The organism is Microbacterium lacus (assembly GCF_039531105.1).
GTDB lineage: Bacteria > Actinomycetota > Actinomycetes > Actinomycetales > Microbacteriaceae > Microbacterium > Microbacterium lacus.
The window spans coordinates 891559-903990 of record NZ_BAAAPK010000001.1; the positions used below are offsets into that span (position 1 = coordinate 891559).

At 71.7% G+C, this 12432-nt stretch carries 12 protein-coding genes and 2 pseudogenes; 10 read left to right on the forward strand and 4 right to left on the reverse strand.

From position 1 onward, the window contains the following. Positions 1 to 54 precede the first annotated feature (54 nt). The 3 genes from ABD197_RS04230 to ABD197_RS04240 form a co-directional block, all read right to left on the reverse strand. On the reverse strand, positions 55 to 264 hold the full coding sequence (locus tag ABD197_RS04230) for a hypothetical protein (RefSeq protein WP_344051925.1): 210 nt from the start codon (positions 262 to 264) through the stop codon (positions 55 to 57). Between the two features lie 193 nt (positions 265 to 457). Then, entirely contained in the window at positions 458 to 1186 is a 729-nt protein-coding gene (gene budA, locus ABD197_RS04235; RefSeq protein WP_344051927.1) for an acetolactate decarboxylase, read from the reverse strand. Between the two features lie 250 nt (positions 1187 to 1436). Then, on the reverse strand, positions 1437 to 2381 hold the full coding sequence (locus ABD197_RS04240) for a Ppx/GppA phosphatase family protein (RefSeq protein WP_344051929.1): 945 nt from the start codon (positions 2379 to 2381) through the stop codon (positions 1437 to 1439). Positions 2382 to 2423: 42 nt separating this feature from the next. Here ABD197_RS04240 and coaA point away from each other — a divergent pair, with 42 nt between their 5' ends. The 6 genes and pseudogenes from coaA to tsaE all read left to right on the forward strand — a co-directional run bounded on the left by coaA (position 2424) and on the right by tsaE (position 8726). Continuing rightward, positions 2424 to 3368, forward strand: coding sequence for a type I pantothenate kinase (gene coaA, locus ABD197_RS04245; RefSeq protein WP_344051931.1), 945 nt, complete (start codon positions 2424 to 2426; stop codon positions 3366 to 3368). Between the two features lie 137 nt (positions 3369 to 3505). Then, complete coding sequence (locus ABD197_RS04250; RefSeq protein ID WP_344051933.1) at positions 3506 to 4354, forward strand: hypothetical protein; 849 nt, start codon at positions 3506 to 3508, stop codon at positions 4352 to 4354. Positions 4355 to 4600: 246 nt separating this feature from the next. Further along, a complete protein-coding gene (gene glmS / locus ABD197_RS04255; protein WP_344051935.1) occupies positions 4601 to 6454 on the forward strand; it encodes a glutamine--fructose-6-phosphate transaminase (isomerizing) in 1854 nt (617 codons plus the stop codon). 207 nt (positions 6455 to 6661) lie between these two features. Continuing rightward, positions 6662 to 7015, forward strand: a pseudogene (locus tag ABD197_RS04260) (holo-ACP synthase); the annotation flags it as partial. A gap of 113 nt (positions 7016 to 7128) precedes the next feature. Further along, positions 7129 to 8241, forward strand: a complete 1113-nt coding sequence (gene alr, locus ABD197_RS04265; RefSeq protein WP_344051937.1) for an alanine racemase — start codon at positions 7129 to 7131, stop codon at positions 8239 to 8241. 47 nt (positions 8242 to 8288) lie between these two features. Further along, positions 8289 to 8726: a tRNA (adenosine(37)-N6)-threonylcarbamoyltransferase complex ATPase subunit type 1 TsaE gene (gene tsaE / locus ABD197_RS04270; protein WP_344055788.1), complete on the forward strand. Its 438-nt coding sequence runs from the start codon at positions 8289 to 8291 to the stop codon at positions 8724 to 8726. Between the two features lie 21 nt (positions 8727 to 8747). Here tsaE and ABD197_RS04275 read toward each other — a convergent pair. After that, positions 8748 to 9623 (reverse strand): annotated as a pseudogene (locus tag ABD197_RS04275) (alpha/beta fold hydrolase); the annotation flags it as partial. 63 nt (positions 9624 to 9686) lie between these two features. Between ABD197_RS04275 and tsaB the strand changes: the two are divergent. Genes tsaB through ABD197_RS04295 form a run of 4 tightly spaced genes read left to right on the forward strand, consistent with a single transcriptional unit; the run spans position 9687 to position 12428 of the window. Then, positions 9687 to 10325: a tRNA (adenosine(37)-N6)-threonylcarbamoyltransferase complex dimerization subunit type 1 TsaB gene (gene tsaB / locus ABD197_RS04280; RefSeq protein ID WP_344051939.1), complete on the forward strand. Its 639-nt coding sequence runs from the start codon at positions 9687 to 9689 to the stop codon at positions 10323 to 10325. Beyond that, positions 10322 to 10894: a ribosomal protein S18-alanine N-acetyltransferase gene (gene rimI, locus ABD197_RS04285; protein ID WP_344051941.1), complete on the forward strand. Its 573-nt coding sequence runs from the start codon at positions 10322 to 10324 to the stop codon at positions 10892 to 10894. The genes tsaB and rimI overlap by 4 nt, the downstream gene beginning before the upstream one ends. Next, the gene (tsaD, locus tag ABD197_RS04290; RefSeq protein ID WP_344051943.1) at positions 10891 to 11955 is read left to right on the forward strand and encodes a tRNA (adenosine(37)-N6)-threonylcarbamoyltransferase complex transferase subunit TsaD; all 1065 of its coding nucleotides are present in this window, start codon (positions 10891 to 10893) and stop codon (positions 11953 to 11955) included. Before rimI ends, tsaD begins: the two co-directional genes overlap by 4 nt. After that, on the forward strand, positions 11952 to 12428 hold the full coding sequence (locus ABD197_RS04295; RefSeq protein WP_344051945.1) for a hypothetical protein: 477 nt from the start codon (positions 11952 to 11954) through the stop codon (positions 12426 to 12428). The genes tsaD and ABD197_RS04295 overlap by 4 nt, the downstream gene beginning before the upstream one ends. Positions 12429 to 12432: the final 4 nt, after the last annotated feature.

The following is a 12432-nucleotide window of genomic DNA, read 5'->3' on the forward strand; positions in this document are numbered from 1 at the left end:
GCGCACGCGCATCGAGCCGTTTCGCGTGCGCAGGTGACGGATGAACGTCGCAGGTCAGTTGGGCGCGGCCTCGTCCTCTTCGGGCTCGAAGGTCGACACCTCGCCGGTGTGACCCGCGGCGACGCCGTCTGGATGGTTCGGGATCGTGCCGTCCTGCCCGAGCCCGTCGGGCTTGGGCGCGGGCTCCGCGCCGCCGGTGGGGGAAGTCTCGACGTCGGGGCCTTCGAGCGCGCCGTCGTCGCTGGTGTTCGTGGTCTCATCCATAGCCGGACCGTACGCGTCCGCCCGCGTGGCGGCATCCCGTGGCGCGAAACGGGTGGTCGTGCTACGCGTCGCCGCGCTCCGGCGTGCATAACTCCCGCAACCTGCTCGTCGTGGTGCGTCGGAACCGCAGAAATCCGCGGCGCCGGTCCATGCCTGCGCGCGGATTGCGGGAGTAAAGAACCGCCGGCGGCTCTCAGCGCCCGATGCCGCCCTCCACGACGGCGATCCGGTGGTCCTCGCCGTGCGTGAGCTCGGTCGACAAGAACACCGGGTCGGTCGGCAGCCGCAGATCGAACCGCGCGTGCGCAGCCAGGCGCAGCGCGGCGTCGGCGACCGAGACGTCGAGCACGTGGCCGCCGGAGCGGCGGTCCTCGGCCAGGAAATGCATGTGCAGACCGGCGACCGTGATGCCTTGGTAGATCGCCGGCGCCCAGAACCCGACCACCGTGCCGCGAACCCCCTCGAGTACCGTCTCGATTTGGCTGCGGGTCACGTCGGCGAGGGGGCGGAACGGATGCCGCTGCCTCGGCGTCACGCGCACGCGCACGCTCGCGAACTCTCCGTCGAGGCGCACCGCATGGAACAGGTTGCGGCTCGCCAGCCCTGCCTCCACCTGGGCGGTGAGGGCTGCCAGGTCGGCGTCGCGCACGGCCTCCGCCGACGCGTCCGGCCCCGGGCACACGTCGACGAACGGCAGGATCTGCTCATCGGTCATCCGCTCGGGAGTTGCGTCGACCGTGCACTCGAACACCTCGCCGTCCAGGACGATCACCTCGCCGCCCAGGTGGTCGACGCAGCCGATGCCGAAGTCGCCGAGCGCGCGCACCTCGCCGACGCCGATGCCCGACTCGTATGCGCCCACGAGGAGGGCGTCGAGGACGGCGAACTGGGTGACCGGGGTGTGCGAGATGGGCGCGCTCATCGGGCCACGCTATCGGTGGTGCTGCGGATGTCCGCCGAACGGGGGACAGGAAGACGTATGCAGGGGCCGGAATGTCCCCCGAAGTGCCGACAGACAGCGTCCGATCGCGTCCGTAGGCTCGAACGTGAGCATCCCCCCGCTGATGCTGCAGCCGCCGACATTCGGGTTGAGGCGGTTGGCATAACCCCCTAGCGGAAGAGAGACCCCCGGTTTCCCCCAGATCCGGGGGTCTCTGCTCGTCCGGGGAGCCTCAGGGCGTCGGGGCGTTCCAGTTCAGCGACTCGATGTAACGCAGGAGCACGCCTTCGCGCAGCGCCCACGGTGAGACCTCGAGCTCGTCGACGTCCATGATCTTCATCGCCTGATGAAGGACGACCGCGCCCGCGACGATCTGGAACGTGCGGTCCGCGGTGATCCCGGGCAGCTCCTGCCGCATCTCGGCGGGGATGCGCGCGAGGCGCGGGATCCACGCCTTCAGCTCCTTGCGCGGCAGGATCATCTTCTCGATGCTCGACCAGCCCGGCGCCGGGTATCCGGCGAGCTTCGCGAGAGACCGGATGGCCTTGGACGAGCCCACGACGTGATCGGGACGGGGGAGCCCCGCGAAGCGCTCGGCGACCGGCTGGAGCACGCTCGCGGCGTGGGCGCGCAGCGCGTCGATCGCATCGGGACCGGGCGGGTCCTCGGGGAGGAACTGCACGGTCATGCGCCCGGCGCCGAGCGGGACCGACTCCGCGGCATCCGGAAGCTCGTCGGCCCCCGCCGCGATCTCGAGCGATCCGCCGCCGATGTCGAACAGCAGGATCTGCCCCGCCGCCCAGCCGAACCAGCGCCGCACCGCGAGGAACGTGTACCGCGCCTCGGTCTCGCCGCCGAGCACCTGCAGCTCCTGTCCGAGGGCCGCTTCGATCCGGGCGATCACCTCGGGGCCGTTCGTCGCCTCGCGGACCGCAGAGGTCGCCGTCGCGAGCAGCTCGTCGACCCCCTCGGCCTCGGCCGTTCTGCGGGCTTCGGCGACGGCATCCACGAGCGCGCGCACGCCCTCCTCGGTGATCGCGCCGTCCGCGTCGAGGTACCGCATGAGCCGCAGCACGGTGCGCTGGCTCGTCGTCGCGAGCGGGCGGCCGCCCGGGTGGACGTCGGCGGCGAGCAGGTGGACGGTGTTCGAGCCGATGTCGAGGACTCCGAGGCGCACGGATCACAGGCTAGCGGCACGTGCCCCGATACGATGTCTCCGATGTCCGTCGACGCAGCCGCCCCCGCCCCCTCGCTGTACCGCGAGATCGACCGAGCGGAGTGGGCGCGCCTCGCGGCGGACATGGCGCAGCCGCTCAGCGAGACCGAGATCGTCCAGATCCGCGGCATCGGCGATCGGCTCGACATCGCCGAGGTCCGCGAGGTCTACCTGCCGCTCAGCCGGCTCCTCAGCCTGTACGCGAACGCGACCCAGCGCCTGGGCGCCGACACGAGCGCGTTCCTGCGCGATTCCGAGACCACGACGCCGTTCGTGGTCGCGGTCGCGGGGAGCGTCGCGGTCGGCAAGTCCACGATCGCGCGGCTTCTGCGCGAGCTCATGAGCCGCTGGCCCGGCACCCCGCGTGTCGAGCTCGTCACGACCGACGGCTTCCTCTATCCGAACGCCGAGCTCGAGCGCCGCGGACTCATGGAGCGGAAGGGCTTTCCCGAGTCCTACGACCGCCGCGCGCTCGTCCGCTTCCTCACCGAGGTCAAGAGCGGCGCCGCCGAAGCGCGGGCTCCGTTCTACTCGCACATGCGGTACGACATCGTGCCCGACGCGCACGTGACCGTCCGGCGGCCGGACGTCGTGATCGTCGAAGGCCTCAACGTCCTTCAGCCCTCTCCGTCCCCGGGGGACATCGCGGTGAGCGAGCTGTTCGATTTCTCGATCTACGTGGATGCCGACACCGATCACATCGCGTCGTGGTACGTCGACCGATTCCTTGCGCTCCGCCGCGGAGCGTTTGCGAACCCGAACTCGTTCTTCAATGTCTTCTCGCACCTCTCGGACGACGAAGCGGTGCAGACCGCGATGGGGTACTGGAACGACATCAACCTGCCGAACCTGCGCGAGAACGTGCTGCCCACGAAACACCAGGCGCGATTGATCCTGCAGAAGGGCGCCGGGCACACCGTCGAGCGGGTGCTGCTGCGCAAATTGTGACGCCTCCGCGTCATTCGCAACCCGGCATTGGCGCCCGCGTCGGGGGCTGTGCTAGGTTCACCCTCGTACCGTCATTGGGGTGACGATACTGCGGCTGTGCACCCGAAGCGCACCCGTATCGCTTGTGAGATCTGGGGATGAACATGGCCATTGGCGCGCCCGAAAACGAAACGCCCACGGCGACCGGCGTCAGCCGTCGCACGCTGGTAAAGGGTGCGGCCTGGGCCGTCCCGGTCATCGCCCTCGCCGCTCCGGTTCCCGCGTTCGCGGCTTCGCGCTGCACGCCCACCACGGCCCTGGACTCGCTCGCCGTCGGCACGAAGCCCTCCTCGATCACCTTCTTCCCCTCCGAGAACCCGCCGGTGACGGCATCCCTCGCGTGGTCCTCGTCGTCGAACCAGGTCAACCGCGGCAACACCGGCGAGGTCGCGCAGACGAGCACCACCCCGTCGTGGCGCTATCTGGAGATGGAGATGGAGCGCAACGGGCAGCGCGCGCTCACGCAGGGCGACTGGGTTCAGCTGACGATCACGATGAGCAAGCCCGTCACGAACCTTTCGTTCATCATCCACGACATCGACCAGACGCAGTCGGGGTGGCGCGACCTCATCAACGTCCGCACGGCCGGCTACACCGCGAACCTCGGCAGCCCCACCAACATCCAGGGCACCGGCTCGGAAGCGAACCCGTTCCGCCCCATTCAGAACGGCGACTACCCGATCAACAGCGGCGAGAACGCGATCCGGCTCACGTGGGCCGGCCCCGTCCAGACCGTCGTCATCCGCTACGTCGCGGGCATCACCGGCAACTCCGGCAACCAGCACGTCGGCATCGGCAACCTCAGCTACAACGCGTGCGTCACCCCCACCGGTCCGACCTCGCGCTCGCTCTCGGCACGCAGCGTCGCGCCTTCCGGCGATCAGGGACTGCTCGTCCCGCCGACGGGCGGTACGCCGATCGACAGCGACGGGTCGACCGACCTCTGAAATCTCCTGCGTCGCCGACCCCGAGCGGTCGCCGCGATGCAGATCCAGACCCGGAACGGGGTGCCGCAGTGGGGACCGCGGCATCCCGTTCCGACTCCACCCAAGCATCCCGGTCCCCTGTGAGTGCGGCATCCGCCCGCAGGTTCGTACCCCGCCGAGGCGGGTGCCGCGCTCAGGATGCTCGCACGGCGGGCCCGGCAAGCGCCCCTCAGGTTGCTCGCACCCCGCCCCCGTAGGATTGAGCCCATGTGTGGAATCGTCGGATACGTGGGCCCTCGCGACAGCCAGGCCATCCTCCTCGCCGGGCTCTCGCGGCTCGAGTACCGGGGTTATGACTCCGCCGGCATCGCCGTGATCGACGGCGACGGCGACCTGGGGATGCGCAAGCGCGCCGGCAAGCTCAAGATGCTGCGGGACGACCTCGAAGCCCACCCGCTGCCCGACGGCACGACCGGCATCGGACACACGCGCTGGGCGACCCATGGCGGTCCGACCGACACGAACGCCCACCCGCATCTCGCTGATGACGACAAGCTCGCCGTCATCCACAACGGCATCATCGAGAACTTCGCCGAGATCAAGGCCGACCTGCTCTCGGAGGGCTACACGTTCCGGAGCGAAACCGACACCGAGGCGGCAGCCGTCCTGCTCGGTCGGGAGTACCGTGCCGCCGGCGGCGACCTGGAAGCCGCGTTCCGCGCGGTCGTCAGCCGTCTCGAAGGAGCCTTCACGCTCCTCGCGATGCACGAGGACCACCCCGGCCTCGTCGTCGGGGCCCGACGCAACTCCCCGCTCGTGATCGGTCTCGGGGAGGGCGAGAACTTCCTCGGCTCCGACGTCGCCGCGTTCGTCGAGCACACGCGCAACGCGCTCGCGATCGGGCAGGACCAGATCGTCTCGATCACCCCGTCCGGCGTCACCGTCACCGACTTCTTCGGCGACGAGGTCGAGGTCGAGCCGTTCGAAGTGCTGTGGGATGCCGCCGCCGCGGACAAGGGCGGCTGGTCGAGCTTCATGGCCAAGGAGATCAGCGAAGAGCCCGAGGCCGTCGCCAACACGATCCTCGGACGCACGCGCGACGGGCAGGTCGTGATCCCGGAGCTCGACGGTCTCGATGACCTGTTCGCCGGCATCCAGCGCGTCATCATCGTCGCCTGCGGAACCGCCGCCTACGCCGGCATGGTGGGCAAGTACGCGATCGAGCAGTGGGCGCGGGTGCCGGTCGACGTGGAGCTCGCGCATGAGTTCCGCTACCGCGACCCCGTGATCGGGGCGGACACGCTCGTCGTGTCGATCTCGCAGTCGGGCGAGACGATGGACACGCTCATGGCGGTCAAGTACGCCCGCGAGCGCGGAGCGCGCACGCTGTCGATCTGCAACACGCAGGGGGCGACGATCCCGCGGGAGTCGGACGCGATCGTCTACACGCACGCGGGTCCCGAGGTCGCCGTGGCCTCGACGAAGGCCTTCGTCGCGCAGATCACCGCGCTCTACCTTTTGGGGCTGCACGTCGGACGGGTCCGCGGCACGGTCGGCGCGACCGAGGCTGCGCAGCACGTGCTCGAGCTCGAATCGATCCCCGACAAGATCCGCCGGATCCTCTCGAACGAGCAGGAGCGGATCGAGCAGTTCGCGCACTGGATGGCCGACACCCGCTCGGTGCTGTTCCTCGGGCGGCACGTCGGGTACCCGATCGCGCTCGAGGGGGCGCTCAAGCTCAAGGAGCTCGCGTACATCCACGCGGAGGGCTTCGCCGCGGGCGAGCTCAAGCACGGACCGATCGCGCTGATCGAGCCAGGCCAGCCGGTCTTCGTGATCGTGCCGTCGCCGCGTGAGTCGGCGGAGCTGCAGAAGAAGGTCGTCTCGAACATCGAGGAGATCCGCGCGCGCGGTGCCCGCGTGATCGCGATCGCCGAAGAGGGCGACGCGGCCGTGCTGCCGTATGCCGACGAGGTGCTGCACATCCCGCTCGCCGGTCCTCTTTTCGAACCCTTGCTGGCCGTCGTGCCGCTGCACATCTTCGCGATGGGGCTGTCGATGGCCAAGGGTCTGGACGTGGACCAGCCGCGCAACCTCGCGAAGTCCGTCACGGTGGAGTAGCCCGTCCGGGCCGGTGCCCTCGTCGCCGGGGTGGTGAGTTTCCTGCCGAGATGGTGGGTCTTCGCCGAGATGGTGGGTTTTGGCTCGAGATGGTGGGACCGTTTCGGCGGAAAGTGGACCATCTCGGCGCAAGAGGGACCATCTCGGCGGAAGAGGCACCGTTTCGGCGGAGGGATAAAGTGGCGGAGTGCTGAGAAGAGGACGCGCGTGATCGTGGGTATCGGCGTCGACCTCGTCGACATCGCACGATTCGAGCGCACGATCCAGCGCACGCCGCGGCTTCTCGACCGGCTCTTCTCCCCGGCGGAGCAGACCCGCCCGCCGAGGTCCCTCGCCGCGCGGTACGCCGCCAAGGAAGCACTCATCAAGGCACTCGGCGGCTCGGACGGCGTGCACTGGACCGAGATCGAGATCACGCCCGAGGAATCCGGGCGGCCCTGGTTCACCCTCACCGGCACCACCGCCGACGCCGTCGCCGCGCGCGGCATCACGACCCTGCACCTGTCGATGTCGCACGACGCCGGTTTCGCGACGGCCTACGTCGTCGCCGAAGCGGATGCCGCGGCATCCGCCCCGCCCGCGCCGGGCATCGCGGCACGCCCTGCGGCTCGCGGCACGTCTTCGGAAACGGGCCGCGAGACCGGGCTCGTGCCGGGTGCGACGGAGCGGCAGTCATGACCGCCGCGATGCGCGAAGCCGTGATCGACACGAGCGCGATCGCCGCGAACGTGCGGCACCTGCGCCGGCTCACGGACTCCGAGGTCATCGCGGTCGTGAAGGCCGACGGATACGGACACGGTGCCGTGCGCGCCGCCGCCGCCGCGCTCGAGGGCGGCGCCGCCCGGCTCGGGGTCGCCGACATCGGCGAGGCCCTCGCCCTGCGCCGCGGCGGGATCATGGCACCGATCCTCGCTTGGCTGCACGCACCGGGAGCCCCGTTCGCCGAGGCCGCGGCGGCCGGCGTCGAACTGGGGATTTCGAGCATCGACCAGCTGCTGCAGGCTGCGGCGGCGGCATCCGGAGATCGCCCCGTCGGCGTGCACCTCAAACTCGAGACGGGGCTGAGCCGCAACGGCATCGCGCCCGAGGACTACCGCGTCGCGTTCTCCGAGGCCGCGCGCCTCGAGCGCATCGGGCGGCTCCGGGTCATCGGGCTCTTCAGCCACCTCTCCAACGCCTCGGCGGACGATGACCGCCGGGCGCTGCGCGTGTTCCAGGATGCCGTCGGCGCAGCCTCCGCGGCGGGTCTGGCGCCGCCCCTCCGGCACATCGCCGCAACGCACGCCGCGATCGCGCTGCCCGAGGCGCGGCTCGGCTGCGTGCGGATCGGCATCGGCATCTACGGGCTCTCGCCGTTCGCGGACCGCTCCTCCGCCGACCTCGGCCTGCGCCCCGCGATGACGCTCCGCGCCCCGGTCGTCGCGGTGCGGCGCGTACCGGGCGGCCAGGGCGTCTCATACGGTTACGACTACCGCACCGAGCGCGAGACCACCCTCGCCCTCGTGCCGCTCGGCTACGCGGACGGGGTGCCGCGGCACGCATCGGGTGCCGGACCGGTCGTGATCGGCGGCCGCCGCTTCACCGTGGCGGGGCGGATCGCGATGGACCAGTTCGTCGTCGACGTCGGCGACCACGGCGTCTCGGTGGGCGATGAGGTCGTGCTTTTCGGCGACCCGACGCTCGGCGTGCCCGCCGCCGACGAGTGGGCGGCGGCGGCCGGCACCATCAACTACGAGATCGTGACCCGCATCGGACCCCGCGTCGCCCGTCGGCAGGTGGCGTCGTGAGTCTGGACGCCCTCCTCGGCACCCGAGAGGTCGCCTCGCCGGACGATATGGAGGCCTTCGGCGAGCAGATCGGGCGGATGCTGCGCCCCGGCGACCTGATCGTGCTCACCGGTGCGCTCGGTGCGGGAAAGACCACCCTCACCCGCGGGATCGCGGCGGGTCTGGGCGTCCGCGGGCCCGTGCAGAGCCCGACGTTCGTGATCGCGCGCACGCATCCGTCACTCGTGGGCGGTGCTCCACTCGTGCACGTCGACGCCTACCGGCTCAGCTCAGCGCTCGAGCTCGACGACCTCGACATCGACGCCGACCGCTCGGTCGTGATCGTCGAGTGGGGCAAGGGGATGGTGGACGGCATCCGCGATTCGTGGTGGGAGATCGAGCTCGAACGCGAGCGGGGCGGTCGCGGCGCCGACACGATGTGCGGCGAGGCTGCCGACCTGGATGCCGACGCCCCGCGCACCGTGACGCTCTCGCGCCGGCCCTGAGGCGGCGATCGCCGCGGCGACGGCGTCGGGTCGTTCGACGTTCGCGAAGTGTCCGGCGTCGCGGAGGCGCACCTCGTGGAAGTCGCGGATCAGCGCGGCGAACACGCCCGCGTCCCGCTCTCCGGTGAAGACGTCCCGTGCGCCGCGCACGGCGCGGACCGGACACACGATCGCCGTCCAGGTGCGCGGCTCGTAATCCGCGGCGAGCCGAGCCGCGTGCGCGAACGCCGCGGGGCGCAGCTCGCCCGCGAGCGCGGCGATCACCGAAGGGTGCACCGCGCCGGCGAAGAGCGGTGCGCTGAGGGTCGGCATCCACCCCCACCGGTCGAGCGCCCGCACGAGCGCCCGTCCGGCGCCGCCGAGAAGAGCAAGGCCGCGCATCGCGAGCAGCATCCCGGCGAACCAGGGGAGCGCGAGCCCCCCGCGCACGGGGCGCCGCACGGCATCGAGCACGCCGACGCCGGTCGGTGAGACCAGGGTCACCGCCACGGTCTCCCGCGGGTGGCGCGCGGCCAGATCCAGCGCGATCAACCCGCCGAGCGAGTGCCCCACCACCCGCCACGACGTGTACCCGAGTGCGCGCGCGACTTCGGCGACGGCATCCGTCATGTCTTCCACCGAGCCCACCCGCTCGAACCCGCCGCTGGCGCCCCAGCCGGGCAGGTCGAGGGCGACGACATCGGTGAGCGGCGCACCGGACAGATCGGATGCCGAGAGCACCGGCGTCCAGGTCGTCCAGGAGCCGGCCGCGCCGTGCAGCAGCAGGAGCGCGGGGCCACCGGTCTCGCGGCCGGCGTGCACCACGATCTCGCCCGCCGACGTCGGGACGACCAACCGACGCAGCCCGAGCCTCGCCGGGTCGGTGCGCAACGGCAGGGGGTGCGGCAGAGGAGTCATGTGGGTGATTCGTCACGGCCGGGCGAACGGATGCCGCCGCGGCACGCCTATTACCCTGGAGGGGTGCTCCTCGCCATCGACACCTCGATCGGCACCGCCGTCGCGGTGATCGACGCCGACGGCGTCGTGCGCGTCGAGCGCGACAGCGCGAACCCGCTCGGGCACGCCGAGGCGATCGGCGGGTTGCTGCAGTCCGCGCTCGCCGACGCGCCGGGGGAGATCACGCACGTCGCGGCGGGCATGGGGCCGGGGCCGTTCACGGGACTGCGCGTCGGCATCGCGGCGGCACGCGCATTCGCGCTCGGGCGGAGCATCCCGGTCATCCCGGTCGTCAGCCACGATGCGATCGCGCTCGAGGTGCTGCTCGGGGGCGCGCTGACCGGTACGGAGCCCGGCCGCTTCGCCGTCGTCACCGACGCCCGGCGGCGGGAGTACGCCTACACGGTGTTCGACGGCGTGGACGATGACGGCCTGCCGGTGCGGGCCACCGAGCCCGCGCTCCTGCCGCGCGACCAGCTCGAGACCAGGCTCGACGAGCTCGGGGCGGCTCGGCGCGATGCCGCGGCCGTTCCGGGTGCCCTCGTCGCGCTCATCGCCGCGCGGCTCCTCGCGGCCGGCCGGGTGCCGGAGAGCACCGAGCCGCTGTACCTCCGCTCGCCCGACGTGACGATGCCGCACGGACCCAAGCGGGTGACCGCGTGAGCCTCCGAGGCGCCACGCTCGAGGACCTCGACGCGATCATGGCGCTCGAGCACGCCTCATTCCCGTCCGACGCGTGGTCCGAGGCGATGATGCGCGAAGAGCTCGCGTCGCCGCACGGCTGGTACGTCGTGGTCGAGGAGGCCGGACGCCTCGTCGGCTACGCGGGCCTGCGCGCGGCGCGCGGGGCGGCGGATGCCGACATCCAGACGATCACGATCGCGTCGGGCGCCCGCGGTCGGGGGCGCGGCCGGGCGCTGCTGCGCACCTTGTTGGAGGAGGCCGCCCGCCGAAAGGTCCGCGAGGTGTTCCTCGAGGTGCGGGCCGACAACCCGGTGGCGCAGAAGCTGTACGCCTCGGAGGGCTTCGCCGAGGTCGGCCGGCGCCCGCGCTACTACCAGCCCGACGACGTCGACGCGCTCGTGATGAAGCTCGACCTGCGCGGGTGGGCGGCGCGGCCCGTGCCGGAACAGGCGATTCGGCCGACACAGGTGGGTCCGGGCGCTGATCGGCCTGTGCTCGCCGAAACGCCTGTTCCGAGCCCGAACACGGACGCGGGGGCGTGCACGTGAACCGCACCGAACCACTCGTGCTCGGAATCGAGACCAGCTGCGACGAGACCGGCATCGGGATCGTCCGCGGCCGGACGCTGCTGAGCAACACGATCGCCTCGAGCATGGACGAGCACGCCCGGTACGGCGGCGTCGTGCCCGAGGTCGCCGCGCGCGCCCACCTCGAGGCCCTCGCGCCCTCGATCGACGCGGCGCTCGCCGAGGCGGGCGTCACCCTGCAGGATCTGGATGCCGTCGCTGTGACCTCCGGCCCGGGCCTGGCGGGCGCGCTCATGGTCGGCATCGGCGCGGCGAAGGCGCTCGCCGTCTCGCTCGGTACACCTCTCTATGCGGTGAACCACCTGGTCGGGCACATCGCCGCCGACATCCTCGACGCGGATGCCGAGCCGCTCGAGTACCCGACCGTCGCGCTGCTGGTGAGCGGCGGACATACCTCCCTCCTCCTGGTGCGCGATCTGACCTCCGACGTGGAGCTCCTCGGCGAGACCGTGGACGACGCGGCGGGCGAGGCGTTCGACAAGGTCGCGCGGCTTCTCGGCCTGCCGTATCCGGGCGGGCCCGAGATCGACCGCGCGGCCGCCACCGGGGATCCGAAGGCCATCCCCTTCCCGCGCGGCCTCTCCCGCGCGTCGGACATGGCCAAGCACCGCTACGACTTCTCCTTCTCCGGCCTCAAGACCGCGGTCGCGCGGTGGACCGAGCAGCGGGAGGCGGCGGGTGAAGAGGTGCCGATCGCCGATGTCGCGGCATCCTTCCGCGAAGCGGTCGTCGACGTCCTCGTGACGAAGGCGCTCGCGGCGTGCGCCGACCACGGTGTGCCCCGGCTGCTCCTCGGCGGCGGCGTGATCGCGAACCGCCGGCTGCGCGACGTCGCCGCCGCGCGCGCCGCCGCGGCGGGTGTCGCCCTGCGGATCCCGCCGTTGTCGCTCTGCACCGACAACGGTGCGATGATCGCCGCGCTCGCCGCGGAGCTCATCATGGCCGGACGCGAACCCTCCCACCTCGCATTCGGCGCGGACTCGACGCTCCCGGTCACCGAGATCCTGGTGGGTCGGGCGTGAGCGACGAGCAGAGGCGGGCGGATGCCGTGCCCCCGGCATCCGCACCGGCGGTGGAGCCGCCGTCGGAGGACGTCGCCCCCGTGGCGGCGGAGTCGGCGCTGCCGGGCCACCACCGCGGCGGATTCGAACGCTGGCCGACCGCGCCGGTCGGTGTCACCCCGACCGTGAGCGCCCCCGACCTGGACGCCCCCGTGCTGTGGGCGCCGGCCGAGCCGGCCGCTCCGGCGCGCGGGATGGCGGCATGGGCGCTCGGCTTCGCGATCACCGGTCTCGTGGTCGCGATGTTCGTCGGGTGGGGGTTCCCGCTCGGACTCGTCGCGATCGTCACGGCGATCGTCGCGCTGCGGCGTCCGCTGGAAAGCCGTCAGATCGCCGTCTGGGCGCTCGTCCTCGGCGTCGTGTCACTCGCCTACAGTGCGGGTTGGATCCTCTACGCCACGAGCCGCGGGCCCCTGTTCGCGTTCCTCGCCTGAGCGG

Bases quoted from the DNA above. Each gene is read 5' to 3' on its own strand.
- ABD197_RS04230 (WP_344051925.1), bottom strand. From the start codon at position 264: ATGGATGAGACCACGAACACCAGCGACGACGGCGCGCTCGAAGGCCCC.
- budA (WP_344051927.1), bottom strand. From the start codon at position 1,186: ATGAGCGCGCCCATCTCGCACACCCCGGTCACCCAGTTCGCCGTCCTC.
- coaA (WP_344051931.1), top strand. From the start codon at position 2,424: ATGTCCGTCGACGCAGCCGCCCCCGCCCCCTCGCTGTACCGCGAGATC.
- ABD197_RS04250 (WP_344051933.1), top strand. From the start codon at position 3,506: ATGAACATGGCCATTGGCGCGCCCGAAAACGAAACGCCCACGGCGACC.
- glmS (WP_344051935.1), top strand. From the start codon at position 4,601: ATGTGTGGAATCGTCGGATACGTGGGCCCTCGCGACAGCCAGGCCATC.
- alr (WP_344051937.1), top strand. From the start codon at position 7,129: ATGACCGCCGCGATGCGCGAAGCCGTGATCGACACGAGCGCGATCGCC.
- tsaE (WP_344055788.1), top strand. From the start codon at position 8,289: ATGGAGGCCTTCGGCGAGCAGATCGGGCGGATGCTGCGCCCCGGCGAC.